Origin of the sequence: Streptomyces lincolnensis (assembly GCF_021173675.1) — a bacterium.
GTDB classification, from domain to species: domain Bacteria; phylum Actinomycetota; class Actinomycetes; order Streptomycetales; family Streptomycetaceae; genus Streptomyces; species Streptomyces lincolnensis_B.
Window position 1 is genome coordinate 255920 of the sequence record NZ_JAIHON010000003.1, and the last position, 15738, is coordinate 271657.

Here is a 15738-nt window from a genome sequence, read left to right on the forward strand (position 1 = left end):
GAGGTCACAGGATTCCTTCTTCCAGGGGGAGTTCGGCGAGCGGCCCGTCCAGCAGCCGCAGCCCGGTCACGGCGGGTGCCTGGGCGAGGCGCCGGGTGAGGCGGGCGGGGTCGGGCAGGTCGGCGAAGTGCAGCTGTCCGCGCGGGAGTTCGCCGCTCAGCAGGGCCAGGGCCGCGTGGGCGGCGGAGGTTCCGGTCAGGGCCGAGGAGTCGGTACCGGTCAGGACGAGCGAGCGCCCGTCCAGCTCGCAGGTCACGGCCTGGTACGGCGTGCGCCCCGCCAGATCGGTCAGGGTGGCACGCGACAGCTCGTCCGCCGCCGCGGCCACGGATCGGCCCGGCGACAGCCCCGCGCGGTGGCGGTCGAGGACCGCGCGGGTGTGCTCGCCGCCGAACACCGTGTACCAGCGCACCTCGCGCAGCCCGTACCGGCCGGCGACGGCCACGGCCTCCTCGGTCAGGTACGGGATCGCCGTCACCGCCCCCGGAAAGTACGGGAGCCGGGCGGCACGCTCCACGGCCAGCGTCCCCGGCACCCGGCGCCCGTCACGCCAGACGGCCGTCACCTCGCCGCCCGGACGGGCCAGCCGGTCCATGAAGTCCCGGGCGGCGGCGGGCGGGAAGTCGGGGAGACCGCCGACGCGCACGGTGAGGGTGCCGCCCCGGGGCCCGCCTTCCTCCCGCTCGCGCCCGCCGGCCAGCAGCCCGGGCAGCAGGCCCGCGAGCCCCGGCATCAGCCCCGCTCCTACCACGGCCGTCCGCCACCGCAACAGCCGTGCGTACGACGGCGGTTCGGACAGTTCCGCCGTGTCGTTGACGTCGACCGCGTCCGCGCCCGCCGACAGCGCCGCGGCCACCACGCGGTGGCCCACGGCCCGGACGGGCCCGGTGGCGTTGACGACCACACGGCACTCGGCGCAGAACGCGGCGAGGGCGTGCGTGTCGGTCACGTCCACCGGATCCGGCCACAGTCCGGCCCCCGGGGGCAGGGCCCGGCCGGGCGGGCGGCGCACCGCCGCCCGCACCGGCCCGACCCCGAGCCGCAGCAGTTCCTCCAGCACGGCACGGCCCACCGCTCCGGCCGCCCCGACCACGCCCACCGCGACCTGCGCGGTCCGGCCTCGGTTCACGGTGCGTCTCCGGCAGCCGCGGCCACCTGGTCGACGTGCGGTGCGCGCAGGCAGCTGAAGTGGTCGCCGTCGACGTCGACCACCGTCAGATCCCCGAGGCACACCTCACGCCACAGCTCGTCCGCCTCCTGCCCGAACCCGGCGAGGAACCGCAGCCGGCCCCGGGGCTGGACGAGGGTGATGTCCCCCGCGTACGGCTGGGTGGTGTGCAGCGAGGCGGCGGCGAAGGCGTGCCGGAACACCCGGTACAGACCCGGCACATGAGCCGCGTCCCCGTCACCGCCCACGGTGCGGGCGATCGCCGCGAGCCGCTCCGGCTGGGGCACCTCGGCCAGGGCGCGCATCCGGCGGGCCACCGCCTCCAGGCGCGGTTCACCGCACAGGGCGGCGAAGGCACCGGCCGGCACCCGGCCCGGGGTGGCGTCGAGGACGGCCCGCAGCGCCGCCCCCAACTCCTCCTCGTCGTCCGGGTATCCGGCCGCCGCCGGGTCCGCGCCGAGCACCCGGGCGAAGGCGTGCTCGATCAGCAGCTCGTCCTCGCACACGAAGGCGGGCGGACTGCTGCTGACCACCGTCAGCCGGTCGACATGCGCCCCGCCCTCGGTGAGCTGCCGGGCGATCTCGGTGGCCAGCTGTCCGCCCAGGCAGTAGCCGGTCAGCCGGAACCGGTCGGCACCGGTCGCGGTCAACCGCCGTACGTGCTCGGCCGCGAGCCGTTCCACGAACTCCTGCGGCGGGATCTGTGTGCACGCCTCGACATCGCCGACGGCCAGACCGACGAGCGGCCCGTACGCGCCGAGCCGGCCCGCGAGATCGCGGTACGGCGCCATGGTGCCGATGCCCTCGTGCACCAGCACGTGCAGCACTGTGCCGTCCGGCGCGTCACCGAGGGGCAGCAGCACGGACGCCTCGCCCGCGCCCGCCTCCGGGGCGTCCGTCCCGCGCAGATGGCGGGCCAGGTCGGCGACCGTCGGGCGGTTGAGGAGCTCCCGCAGCAGCGTGTCGAACTGCTGGTCCGCCGCCTGCGGCACCTCCTCGATCAGCCGTGCCGACAGCTGGGCCAGCAGCAGCGAGTCCGCGCCGAGGTCGAACAGGCTGCGGTCGCGGGGCACGGCGGCGACCCCGAGGGCCGCCGCGGCCACCGTGGCCAGCCGCTCCTCCAACTCGTCGGCGGGCTCGGCGGATTCCGGGACGGCGGCGGTGTGCCGCTCCTCGGCCGTGGCCTCCGCCCGGGCCACCAGGGCCTTGCGGTCCACCTTGCCGTTGGGGGTGAGCGGGAGCGCGTCGAGGACGTGCAGCGCGGCGGGCAGCATGTACACCGGCAGCCGCGCCGCGAGGTGGTCGAGGGCCTCCGCGGGGTCCAGGAGGGCCCGGTCGGTCTTGAAGCGCACGGCGAAGACGTGCTGGCCCAGCGGCTCCAGCGGGTGGCCCTCCTGCGGCAGGCACAGCGCGTTCGCGCCGCCGGCCTCGGCGAACAGGCGCAGCCACTGCTCGCGGGTGACGAAGGTGGCGTCCGCCTCCGCCGCGCTGCGCAGGTCCTCCGCCCCGGTCATCATGAACGCCTGCGAGATCAGGATCTCGTAGTGCTCCCGGGTCGGCTCGGTGACCAGCAGCAGCCCGCCGGGCACGAGCAGCGAGCGCAGCGAGGCGAGCGCCGCCGCCGTGTCCCGGGCGTTGTTCAGCACTCCCGCGCAGACGACCGCGTCGAACGAGTTCGGCGCCAGCCCCTGCCCGGCCGGATCGCCGTCCACGTCGTACAGCCCGTACCGCAGCCTCGGATCGGGCCCGAAGCGCTCGCGGGCCCTGTCCAGGAAGAACGGGCTGACATCGGTGAACAGCCACTCCACCGGTGTCCCGTCGAGCGCCGCCAGCGCGCCCGCCGTGCTCGCCCCGGTCCCGGCGCCCACCTCCAGCACCCGCAGCGGCCGGCCGGCCGCCGCCTGCTCCTCGGCCGCCGTGCGCAGTGCCTCGGCGAGGACCCGGTTGAGGTAGGCGGACATGACGTTCTCGCGGTAGGCCGCGTCGGCGGTCTCCATGCGGGCGCCGGGGAAGAGCAGGTCGACGGCGGCGACCCGGTCCTCCATCAGGGCGTCCAGCCGGTCGGCGTGGGCCCGCAGATAGTCCAGCAGCTCGGTCGGGCCGAGCCCGTCGCTCCATACGGCGGCGACCCGGTCCCACGCCTCGGCGGCCGGAGGCGGGTCGCCCGCCAGGCGGTAACGATCCGCGTCGAGGCTCAGGAGCCCCTCGTCGTGCAGGACCCGCAGCCAGCGCCGGACCACGCGGTGATGACGCGGTGCGGCCGTCGCCCGGGCCACCTCGTCCGCGGTGTGGGCGGCCTCGCGGTCCCCGAACACGCCGCGGGCGCGCAGCGCGTCGAGCATGGACGCCAGCGACGCCTCATCCAGCAGGGTGGCGAACTCGGCGACCCGCTCCGGCTCGGTCACCTCGAAGGCGTCGGCCGCGGCGCGGGCCCGGTGCGCCAGATCGTCCTCGCCCGCCCTCACGACCGGCGCGAGGCGCGCCGGTTCCGCGAAGGCGACCAGGCGGCGCTGGAGCGGATCGTCGCCGACGGCGAGCACGGATGCCCCGCCGACCGCCGGATGGCCCGTCAGCACCGCCTCGATCTCGGCGAGTTCGATGCGATGCCCCCGGATCTTGACCTGTCCGTCCTCGCGCCCCAGGAACTCGATGTCCCCGCCGGGCAGCCACCGGCCCAGGTCACCGGTGCGGTACAGCCGCTCCCCGGTGACGGGGTGGGTGACGAACCGCCGGGCCGTCGTCTCCGGGTCCCCGTGGTAGCCGAGCGCCAGGCCGCTGCCGCCGATGCACAGCTCGCCCGGCACCCAGTCCGGCCGGGGCCGCAGTGCCTCGTCCAGGACGTGGAAGGTCTGGTTGGCGAGCGGCCTGCCGTACAGGATGCTCGGCCGGTCCGGGTCCACGGGCCGCTCGATGGGGTGGTGGATCGACCAGATCGCCGCCTCGGTCGCGCCGCCCAGGCTGATCAACCGCAGCCCCGGCAGCAGCTCCCGCACCCGGTCCGGCAGCCGGACGGGGATCCAGTCGCCGGACAGCAGCCCGAGCCGCAGCCCGGACAGCCCCGCCACGTCGGCCGCGCCGGCGCCGGAGGCCAGGTAGTCGTACAGCATCTGGAGCTGTGCCGGGACCGAGTTCCACAGGGTCACCCGGTGGCGGGCCGCGAGGTCGGCCCAGTGCGAGGGGTCGCCGCGCCGCTCGGCGTCCGGCAGGACGATCGCGCCGCCGTGCGCGAGCGGTCCGAACAGGTCGTACACCGACAGGTCGAAGCCCAGCTGCGCGAGCCCGAGGACCCGGTCGTCCGCGCCCACCGCGAACCGCTCGTCGATGTCGGCGACCGTGTTCAGCGCGGCCCGGTGGGAGACCACCACGCCCTTGGGCTCACCGGTCGACCCGGAGGTGTAGATGATGTAGGCCGCCTGGTCGGGGTCCACCGGCCGGAACTCCACCGCCTGCGACGGCTCCAGCCCGTCGACGGCGAACGTCGGCAGGTCGTACGAGCCCTCGACCCGCGTCTGTGTGAGCACGGCGACCGCGCCGCTGGAGGCCAGGACCTTCGCGCGGCGCGCGGGCGGGTGGACGGTGTCGACCGGTACGTACACGCAGCCCGCGGCCAACGTGCCGAGCACGGCCGGGACCTGCTCCCAGCCCTTGTCCATCACGACCGCGACCCGGTCGCCCGCAGCGACCCCGGCCTCCCGCAGCCGGGCGGCCACCGCCCGGGCGTGCCCGGCGAGTTCGGCGTAGGTGAGGGTACGGTCGGGCGCGATGACCGCCGGGCGGTCGGCGTGCGCGGCGGCCGCGGCGAACACCCGCTCGTGCAGCAGCCCGTCGGGCAGCGGCCGCGCGGTGGCGTTGACGTCCGCCTGCCGGGCCGCCTGGGCCCGCGGCAGCCGCACCGGTCCTGTGCTGTCCCACGGGGCGTCGGAGACGGCCAACTCGCGCACCAGGGAGGCGAAGGCGCCGAACGCGTCATCGGCCAGCCCCTCCGGGAGGACGCCCTCGCGCACGTCCCAGCCCAGCAGGATCTCCCCGCCCGCCTCCATCACCTGGCAGTCGATCCACACCTGTGGTGTCTGCGTGACGCCGTGCACGACCCTGCCGGGCCCCGTGGCCGGCGCCTCCGTGCCCTGAAGGGTGCTGGTGAACACGACCGGCATCAGCGCCTGCCGGTCCGCACGGCGGGCGGCCTCGCGCAGCACCTCCACACCCGAGTACAGCCCGTGGTCCAGGTCCTCGAAGAGCCGCCCGCCGAGCGCCCGGGCCCGCTCCGCGAACCCCTTGTCGGCCTCGGGCTCGACGGCCACCAGCGTGACGGACGTGAAGTCGCCCACGACCCGGTCGATGTCGGGGTGCACCGGCCGCTTGGCGAACACGGGCAGGTTGAGTGTGAAGCGCGGCTTGGCGCTCCACCGTCCGATCACCTCGGCGTAGGCGGCGAGCAGCACGGTGGAGACGGTCAGGTCGCGCCCGGCGGCCCGGCGCCGCAGCGCCGCGGACTCCTCGGCGCTCAGCCGGTCGGCCAGCCGCCGGAAGCGCACCCGCGCACCCGGCTCCTCGGGCAGCACCGGCAGTTCGGGCGCCGCGGGCAGGTCGTCGAGCCGGTCCAGCCAGTAGGCGCGGTCACGGGCCCAGCGGGCGCTGTCCCGCAGCCGCCGCTCGGCGAGCACGTGGTCGCGGAAGGACACCGGTACCGGATCCGGCACCCGCTCGGGCGTGAGGCACAACTGCTCCAGCTCGCCCAGCAGTTGCTGCACCCCGGAGAAGTCGGTGACGAGCAGGTCGACGGACAGGTGCACGAGCAGCCGTTCGGGGGAGTGCGTCAGCCGCACGTCGAACAGCGGCCAGGCGGCCGGGTCGTAGGTGCGCTGCGCCAGCTCCGCCCGGATCCGCTCCGCCTGCCCGGCCTCCGCCACCGGGATCCCGTACGGCGGCAGGTCCTTGAGCACCTGCTGGCCGTCCGGGTGGTACACCGTGCGCAGCGCGTCGTGCCGCTCGACCAGGGTCCGCCACGCGTCGGCGGCCCGCTCGGGGGCGACCTCGCCCGGCAGCTCGTACTCCAGGTAGGCGTGGCAGCCGATCCCGCCGTACGGGAAGGCGTCCGTGCGGCCCAGCAGGTACGAGGACTGCACCTGCGTCAGCGGGAAGGGCAGGTGCCGCCCGTCCGGGTCGGGCACCAGGGGCTCGGCGAACGGGTCGCGCAGATGGGCCAGTACGGCGTCACGGTCGGCGCCCAGCCGCTCGCGCAGGTCCTCGGTGAGGGCGCCCTGGGGCGCCCGGAAACGGATACGGCCGTCCTCCTCCCACAACTCGACTCCAGCGGCGGCCAGTTCCGACACCAGCTCGGCGGCGCTCACAGTTCCCCCTCTTCCCAGTTCTGATCGATGGTGCGGTCGGTGATGTCGTCCACGGCGGCGGCCAGCGCGGCCACGGTCGGGGTGGCGAAGAAGTCCCGCAGCGGGACCTCCACGCCGGTGCGTTCGCGCAGTCGCGCGATGAGGCGGGTGGCGAGCAGACTGTCGCCGCCGGCCGCGAAGAAGCCCTGTTCGCGGCCCGCGAGCGGGCTGTCGGGCAGCAGCTCAGACCAGAGCCCGGCGACCACCTCCTCGGTGGCGCCGCGAGGCGGTCCGCCGGCGTCGGTCCCGGTGTCCGTCGCCACCGGAACGGCGGCGGACCCCTCACCGGCCCGCAGACCCGTGGTCAGGATCGCGGCGTCCCAGTCGTCGGCCGCCGACAGCTCCTGCAGCAAGGCGAGTTGACGGTGCATCAGTGACTCGGTGAGATCGTCCGGCAGCAGCCCGGACACCGCGTCCCAGGTGAGGCGCAGCCCCTCGGCGTCCTCCAGCACCTGGTGGTCGAGCCAGACCTGCGGGGTCTGGGACACCGACCAGTGCGGCGGGGTCAGCAGCCGGGCCCGGTCGTCGTCGATGCCGAGCGCGCTGGTGAACACCACCGGCATGGCCGCCCGGTCGGGACCGCGCTGCTGGGCGAGCTGCCGCATCACCCACACCGCCGACACCGCCCGGTGGTCGAGGTCGGTCCACAGCCGGGCCTGCACCCCCCGCAGCCGCGCGAGCCAGGACTCGCCCGCCCGCGGATGGTGGGCGGCCAGCAGCAGAGAGGTGAAGTCACCGGCGATCCGGTTGACGTCGGGGTGGATCTCCTGCCGGTCGAACAGCGTGAGGTTCACGGTGAGTTCGGGACTCGCCGCGTGCTCGCCGAGCGCGTCGGCGTACACGGCGAGCAGCAGCACGGAGGGCGTGATGCCGTAGCCCCGGGCCCGTTCCTTCAGCGGCTCCCACCTGTCGTACGGCAGATGCGTGGCGCGTCGTGCGAAGCGCGGGCGTCCGACGGCCGACGGCTCGCGCACCAGCGGCAGCCGGGGGGCCGGCGGCAGCGAGGGGAGCCGCTCGCGCCAGTACGACCGGTCGGCCGCGAGGGTCTCCTCCTGCGGCCGGACCGAGGCGAGGTAGTCCCGGAACGTCACGTCCACCGAGGGGAGTTCGGCGTCCGGATCGTCCCGCAGCTGCCGCAGCTCGGTGAAGACGATCATCATGCTGAGACCGTCCAGCAGCAGGTTGTCCAGGCTGACGCCGATGCGGGTCCGGCCGTTGCCGTAGTGGACGGCCCGTACGTCGAACAGGGGCCAGCGGGTGGGGTCGAGGACCTGGTGGGACATCTCCTCGCGGAGGGTGGTGAGGTGTTCCTCGCCGTGGCGTACGGGGATGGTGAAGTCCGGTGTCTCCGTCTCGGGCAGGACGCGTTGGCGTCCGTCCTCGTCGAAGACGGCCCGCAGCATCGGATGCCGTGCGATGAGCCGTCGCCAGGCCCGCTCCAGCACGGCGAGGTCGACGTGCTCCTCGTCGGTCTCGCTGTAGTAGTGCGCGCCGACCCCGCCCAGGTCGAGCTGTGCGTTCCGGCCGATCCAGTACGCCTGCTGCACGTCGGTCGCCTCGAACGGCTCGTGCGCGTGCGCGGGATCGCTCACCAGGACCTGTGCGACCGGCTTCTCGGCGTCCAGAGTCAGGGTGGCGGCGTAGTCCTTGAGGACCGGGTGGGTGAACAGTGCCGCGATCCGGGCACCGCGCACCCCGGCCTCGCGCAGGCGGGCCACGAGGCGCGTGGCGAGCAGACTGTCGCCGCCGAGGGCGAAGAACTCGTCGTCCCTGCCCACCTGTTCGGCACCCAGCAGCTCCCGCCACGCCGCGGCGACCAGCTCCTCCACCGGGCCGTCCGGCCGCCGCGTGGCGTCGGCGGACACCCCGAGACCGGCCGCCCGCTCGGTGAGCGCGGCCCGGTCGACCTTGCCGTTGGCGGTCAACGGCAGCCCGTCCGGCAGGGGCACGAGCGCGGAGGGCACCGCGTGCGCGGGCAGATGGTCGGCGAGCCGCCGCTCCACCTCCGCCAGGTCGAGCGAACCCTCCGGGACCACGAACGCGGTGAGCCGTTGCCTCCCCCGGGGCCCGGTCGCCACGGTGATCGCACGGGCGACCCCCGGCTGCGCGTGCAGCGCCGCGTCGACCTCACCGAGTTCGGTGCGATGGCCGCGGATCTTCAGCTGGTGGTCGCGCCGCCCCAGGAACTCCAGCAGCCCGTCGGGACGGTAGCGGCCCAGGTCCCCGGTGCGGTACCAGCGCTCCCCGCCGTCGGTCACGAACCGGTCGGCGGTGCGTTCCGGATCGCCCCGGTAGCCGGTGGCCACCCCGGCTCCGCCGATCCACAGCTCGCCCGGCACCCAGTCCGGACTGTCCTCGCCCCGCGGACCCACGACCCGGAACCGCTGTCCGCGCAGCGGCGTCCCGTACGGCACCGACGGCCAGCCCTCGGGCGCGCCGTGCGTGGCGTCGTAGGCGTTGGACCAGATGGCGGCCTCGGTGGCCCCGCCCATGGCGACGAGCCGGCAGCCGCTTTCGGCCGGCAGCCGCGTGTGCAGGTCCAGCGGCACCCAGTCGCCCGAGACCAGGGCGAGCCTGAGGCCGGGCGGTGCCTGTCCCGCCGAGGCGGTGAGCAGCATGTCCAGGAGCATCGGTACGGAGTTCCAGACGGTGACACCGTGCCGCGCCGCCAGATCCCGCCACCTCTGGGCGTCCCTGCGCTCCTCCTCGGCGACCAGGACGAGTGCGCCGCCCGCGCCGAGCAGCCCGAAGATGTCGTACACGGACAGGTCGAAGTCGAGCGCGGAGACGGTCAGGACCCGGTCGCCGGGGCCGACGCCGTGCCGTTCGTTGATGTCCTCGACGGTGTTGGCGGCGGCCCGGTGGGTGAGCTCGACGCCCTTGGGCTCACCGGTGGAACCCGACGTGAAGATCACGTACGCGCACGAGTCCGGGTCGGCGACCACGGGTCCCGCCAAGGGCGCGGGCAGCGGCCCGGCGAGGAACTCCGCGTCGAGCACGCACCGGGCGCGCGACGCCCGGAGCATCCGGTCGCGCCGCACCGGCGGCTGGTCGGCGCCGACCGGGACGTACGCCGCCCCCGCGGCGAGCACACCGAGCACGGCACAGATCTGCTCCGGCCCCTTGGGCAGCGACACGGCGACGGTGTCACCGGGTTCGACCCCGCGCGCCGCCAGCGCGGCGGCGACGCGCAGCGCCCGCTCGCGCAGCTCGCCCCGGGACATCTCGCCGTCCTCGCCCCAGAGCAGGGCGGGGGAGTCGGGTTCTGCGGCGGCCCGTTCGAAGAACGGCAGGTGCAGGGCGCGTTCGCCGCCGGGCCTGCCCGTGGCGTTGACCCGCTCGCGCACCGCGCGCTGTCCGTCGGGCAGCAGCGCGGGCCGGGGCAGCCGCCAGTCGCCGTCCGCCAGATGGCCGAGCAGCTTCTCGAAGGCGGTGGACATCGTCTCCACCAGGTCCGCGGGGAACAACCCCGTGACGGCGTCCCACTGGTGGCGCAGTGTTCCGTCCCGGCCCTCGTACACCTGGAGGTCGAGCCAGACCTGCGGGGTCTGGCTGACGCCCCACACGCGCTCCGGGAATCCGTCGGGCGCGTCCATGGACACGCCGTCGTCCACGCCGAGCGCGCTGGTGAACACCACCGGTACGGCGGCCTCCCGCTCGCCGCGTGCCCGGGCCAGCTCGCGCATCACCCACACCGCGGAGACCGAGCGGTGGTCCAGGTCGCGCCACAACTGCTCCTGGAGTCCGCGCACCCGGGTCAGCCAGTTCTCGCCGGGACGCGGGCGGTGGGCGGCGAGGAGCAGCGAGGTGAAGTCCCCGAGCACCCGGTTGATGTCGGGGTGGATCTCCTGCCGGTCGAACAGGGTGAGGTTGACGGTGAGTTCGGGGCACTCGCTCCAGGTGCCGAGCACCTCCGCGTAGGCCGCCAGCAGCAGGGTGGAGGGGGTGACGCCGTGCTCGCGGGCCCGGTCCTTCAGACGGTGCCAGCGCTCGGCGGTCAACTGTCCCGAGGTGCGCGTGAAGCGGGGGCGGCCGATCGTGGCCGGGTCGCGCAGCAGCGGCAGCCGGGGCGCCGGCGGCAGTTCGGGCAGCCGGTCGCGCCAGTACGCCTGGTCGGCGGCGAGCGTCTCGGGTGCGGGGCGGACGGAGGCGAGGTAGTCGCGGAACGTCGGTTCCACGGGCGGCAGTTCGGCGTCGGGGTCGGCGTAGAGCGCGCCCAGCTCGGTGTAGACGGTCATCATGCTGAGGCCGTCGAGGACGATGTTGTCGAGGCTGACGCCGATGCGGGTCCGGTCGTCGCCGTAGTGGACGGCCCGTACGTCGAACAGGGGCCAGCGGGTGGGGTCGAGGACCTGGTGGGACATCTCCTCGCGGAGGGTGGTGAGGTGTTCCTCGCCGTGGCGTACGGGGATGGTGAAGTCCGGTGTCTCCGTCTCGGGCAGGACGCGTTGGCGTCCGTCCTCGTCGAAGACGGCCCGCAGCATCGGATGCCGTGCGACCAGGCGGCGCCAGGCCGCTTCCAGCCGCGGCAGGTCCACGTCGGTGCCGTCGAACTCCGAGTAGTAGTGCGCCCCGACCCCGCCGAGCCGCATCTCCTCGGCCCGTCCGAGCCAGTAGGCCCGCTGGACGTCCGTCGCCGGGAAGGGCTCGTGCGCGTGCTCGGGCTCCGGCACCAGCGCGGGGACGGCGGAGCTGCCCGCGTCCAGGGTGAGCGCGGCGGCGTAGTCCTTCAGGACGGGGCGCGTGAACAGGTCCGCGATGCGGGCACCGCGGACCCCGCGTTCGCCGAGCCGGTGCAGCATCCGGGTGGCGAGCAGGCTGTCGCCGCCGAGCGCGAAGAAGTCGTCCTCGCGGTGCACGCCACGGGAGCCGAGGAGGTCCCGCCACACCTCGGCGACCAGTTCCTCGGCACCCGGCCGGGGCGGGGTACCCCGCCGGCCGCCGTCCTGTGCGGACGAGACGTGCCGGGCGAGGAGTTGGCGGACCGCGCGCCGGTCGACCTTGCCGTTGGCGGTCAACGGCATGACCGGCAGCAGGACCAGCCGGTCGGGGACCATGTACGACGGCACCTGGCCCGCGACGAAGGCGCGCACCCGGTCCGTGTCGCAGGGCACGGCGTCCGGGGCGCGGACCGCACGGATCAGCAGCGCGGGCTCCTGGTCGCGTACGGAGGTGTCCACCTCGCCGAAGCCGTGGCCGCGCAGCACCTGCTCCCAGGCCGAGGGCGGCAGCAGCGGGCTGCCGGCCGCCCGGCGGGCCGGGTCCGCGGTCGCGAACCCGCGCGTGGGCAGCGCGGCGCAGATCAGGGCCAGCGGCGGCAGCTCGCCCTGCTCGACCGCGAGCAGGACACCACCGGGAGCCAGCAGCGCCGCCGCCTGGGCGACTCCGGCGGCCGGGTCGTCGAAGGCGTGCAGGGCGCCGACGGCGAGCACGGCGTCGAATGCGCCGGGCAGCCCCTCGGGCAGCGCGCCGTCGGGCAGCGCCCGGAACCGCAGGTCGTGCGGCAGGCCGGCGAGCCGGGCGCGGGCCTGCTCCAGCAGCGCGGCGGAGGTGTCGAGCAGAGTCACCTGCACGTTCTCCGCCGGGAGGTGCTCCGCCACACGGAGGGCCGCCAGTCCACCGCGCGCCCCGAGGACCGCGACCCGCAGCACACCCCGGCCCGGTTCCGCGGCCAGGGCGCGCAGCGCGTGCGCGCACTCCCGCGCCGCCACCGCACCGGCGGGCAGCGCGTCGAGCGCCGCCTCCGGTGAGAGCACGGGGTCGTCGAGGAGTTCCAGCGGATCGCGCTCGCCGGTGACCATGGCCCGCAGGTCCGCCGTCCGCTCGGTCAGCCGGGCCAGCACGGGTTCGAGGCGGGTTCCGGCGACGCGTTCGGCCAGGGTCTCCGCGTGGACGGGCGCCGTGTGCCGGCGCAGCCGGTCACGCCACAGGTCCGCGAGACCGCGCATGTGCTCGGCCGGCCGCGGCCCGCCGTCCAGGATCCGGCCCAGGGCATGCGCGACGACCTCCGCCTCCAGCGGGTCCGGCCGGGAGGCCACCACCCGCGGACGCACCCCGTCGCCCCGGCCCGCCCCCTCGCCGAGCGCCGGCGCGTAGGCGGCGACCAGTGCCCGCGGTCCCGCGTCGGTGTCGCCGACGACGGCCGCGACCGCACGGCCCACCCCCGGCGTTCGCTCGACAGCCGCCTCCACCTCGCCCAGCTCCACGCGGTGGCCGCGCAACTTGACCTGGGAGTCGGCCCGGCCGAGGAACTCGACGGTGCCGCCGGGCCGGTAGCGGGCCAGGTCGCCCGTGCGGTACCAGCGCAGCCCGTCGTGCCGGACGAACCGGTCGGCGGTGCGCCCGGGGTCGCCGAGGTATCCGTCGGCCACCCCGGCACCGCCGATCCACAACTCGCCGGGCACCCAGTCCGGACAGTCCCGGCCCCGGGCGTCGACGACCCGGCACCGCACGTTGCGCAGCGGCGTCCCGTACGGCACCGCCGTCCAGTCCTCCGGCACCGCGGCGCCGTTCACCTCGCAGACCGTGGAGTGGATCGCGGTCTCCGTCGTACCGCCCAGCGCCACGAACCGGCAGCCGGGCGCGCGCTCCGCCAGCCGTCCGGGCAGGTCGACCCCCACCCAGTCACCGCCCAGCAGCACCAGCCGCAGTGCCGCGAGGCCGTCTCCGGCGGTGCTGAGCAGCATGTCGAGCACGGACGGGACGCAGTTGAGGACGGTGACGCCGTGCCGGGCCATCAGCGTGTGCCAGCGTGCCGCGTCCCGCCGGTCCTCCTCCCGCACGAGCACGACGGCACCGCCGGCGGACAGCGGCCCGAACAGGTCGTACACCGACAGGTCGAAGTCGAGCGCGGACAGGGCGAGGGTCCGGTCGTCGCCGTCCACGGCGAAGCGCTCGTCGAGGTCGTCGACCGTGTTGCGCGCCGCGCGGTGCGGTACGACGACCCCCTTGGGCTCACCCGTGGAGCCGGAGGTGAACAGGATGTACGCCGGGTCGTCCTCCGGCACCGCGACCGGCTCCTTGACCGGCTCGTGCGCCAGCGCGTCCGACACCGTCAGCGCCACCACACCGTCCGGCAGCCGCGCCGTGTCCTCGGTGACGAAGGCGACCCGGGCCTCCGCGCGGGCCAGCACCCGGTCGCGGCGGGCCGGCGGGTGGTCGCGTCCGACCGGCACATAGGCCGCGCCCGCGGTCAGCACGCCGAGCACGGCGGCGATCTGGTCGGGTCCCTTGGGCAGGCAGACGGCGACCCGGTCGCCGGGGCCGACGGCGTGCGCGGCGAGCGCGGCGGCGATCCGCCGGGCGCGCTCGGCGAGTTCGCCGTACGTGAGGACTCCGTCGGCGCCCCACAGCAGCGCGGGCCGGTCCGGGGCGCGCTCGGCGCCGTTCAGGAAGTCCTCGTGGAGCAGCAGTCCGGTGCGCGGACCGTCGGTGGCGTTGGCCCGCGCGCGTGCCTCCCGCTGGGTCTCGGGCAGCAGCTCCGGGACGGGCGCGTCCCAGGGGGCGTCGGAGGCGGCGAGGGTGTCCACCAGCGTGCGGTACGCGGCGAACATGGCGTCCAGCATGTCCTGGGGGAACGCCTGCTCCAGCGCGTCCCAGTTCACCAGCAGTCCGCCGTCGAGCTCGGTGACCTGGGCGTCCAGCCACACCTGCGGCCCCTGCGAGATGATCCACACCGGCCGTCCGAAGCAGGCTCGCACGTCCTCGGAGAACAGCTCGCCCAGGTTGAGGGCGCTGGTGAACACCACCGGAGCGAGGACCCGCCCGCCGCCGCGCTGGGCCCGGTTCAGGTCGCGCAGCACCTCGACACCGGAGTAGGAGGCGTGCGCGGCGTCCTCGAGGAACCGCTCCTGCATCGTCCGGGCCCGCTCCTGGAACACCTGGGGGCCGGACACGTCGGCGGTGAGCAGCACCGACCCGGTGAAGTCGCCCACGAGCAGCGGTACGTCGGGATGCAGCGGCTCGCGGTCGAACAGCGGCACGTTCAGCAGGAAGCGGTGCTCGGCGCTCCAGGCGGCGAGCACCTCGGCGTACGCGGTGGCCAGGGCCATGGCCGGGGTGACGCCGTGCCGGTGGGCACGGGCGAACAGGGCCTGGCGTGCCTCGGGCGGCAGCCAGTGGTGGCGGCGGGTGACGCGGGGGCGGACCGGCTCCTGGGCGACGGGCAGGGCGGGTGCGCCCGGCAGGTCCGGCAGCCGGGCCGCCCACCAGGCCGCGTCCCGCCGACGGTCGCGCTCCCGCTCGGGGGAGGCGGCCCGGTCGGCGAGATAGCGGCGGAAGCTGTAGCCGACGGGCGGGAGGGTCTCCGTACCGCCGTAGAGGGCCGCGAGGTCGGCCAGGAGCACTCGCAGGCTCAGCGCGTCGGCGGCGAGCATGTCCAGGTTGAGGTGGGTGCGGGTCCGGCCGTCCGGCAGCAGTGACAGCTGTACGTCGAAGACCTCGCCCGCGCCGACCCGCAGCATGCGGTGCGACAACGCGTCCCGCAGCTCCGCCAGCCGGCGGTCCACCTCGTCCTCGGGCAGCGCGCGCAGGTCGTGCACGCGCAGCCCCGGCCACGCGGAGGCGGCCGGGGTGTGCTGGCGGCCGTCGTCACCGAACACGGACCGCAGCTGGGCGTGCCGGGCGAGCAGGGCGCGTACGGCGCGCTCCAGGCGCTGCGGGTCGACGCCCTCGCCGTCGAACTCGTTGTAGAAGTGCGCGGCCACGCCGCCGAGTGCGTGCTCCTCGCCGCGGCCCACCCAGTAGGCGTGCTGCATCAGGGCCAGATCGAAGGGGGAGGTTTCGTCGTCGGCTCGGGTGTCGGCTCGGGAGCCGATGTCGGCGGGGGCGGGGGCGTTCGCGGGCGGTTCGGGGGCGTCGTCGGCGGGCCGGCCGTCGGGGCTCGGACATCGCTCGGCCAGCAGTTCCCGCCAGGCGTGCAGCGTGGGGGTGCGGGCGAGCTCCGCGAAGGTCAGCCGGATGCCGGCGCGGCGCAGGGCGGCGGACACGGTCATCAGGCGGATGGAGTCCAGGCCCTGCTCGATGAGGTTGTCGTGGGGGCCGACCCGCTCGGCGTCGGGGCCGAGCCAGTCCGCGAGCAGGGGACGGATCGTCCGCGGGAGATCGGGTTCTGACACTGCGTCACCAGCCTCGATGGCTTCAGTTATTGAAAATGATATTCATTTACTACAGTATGAAGAG

Annotated in this window: 3 protein-coding genes; all 3 read right to left on the reverse strand. The window is 75.2% G+C overall.

From position 1 onward, the window contains the following. Nucleotides 1–4: 4 nt before the first annotated feature. From K4B79_RS48235 to K4B79_RS08360, 3 genes are read right to left on the reverse strand one after another with little or no spacing between them, the layout of a single operon-like run. Nucleotides 5–1129 carry a saccharopine dehydrogenase NADP-binding domain-containing protein gene (locus K4B79_RS48235; RefSeq protein ID WP_232025663.1) on the reverse strand — a complete coding sequence of 375 codons (1125 nt, stop codon included), beginning with the start codon at nucleotides 1127–1129 and terminating at the stop codon, nucleotides 5–7. Further along, nucleotides 1126–6519: a non-ribosomal peptide synthetase gene (locus K4B79_RS08355; RefSeq protein ID WP_232025664.1), complete on the reverse strand. Its 5394-nt coding sequence runs from the start codon at nucleotides 6517–6519 to the stop codon at nucleotides 1126–1128. Before K4B79_RS08355 ends, K4B79_RS48235 begins: the two co-directional genes overlap by 4 nt. After that, the gene (locus K4B79_RS08360; RefSeq protein ID WP_232025665.1) at nucleotides 6516–15674 is read right to left on the reverse strand and encodes a non-ribosomal peptide synthetase; all 9159 of its coding nucleotides are present in this window, start codon (nucleotides 15672–15674) and stop codon (nucleotides 6516–6518) included. The genes K4B79_RS08355 and K4B79_RS08360 overlap by 4 nt, the downstream gene beginning before the upstream one ends. Between the last annotated feature and the right edge of the window lie 64 nt (nucleotides 15675–15738).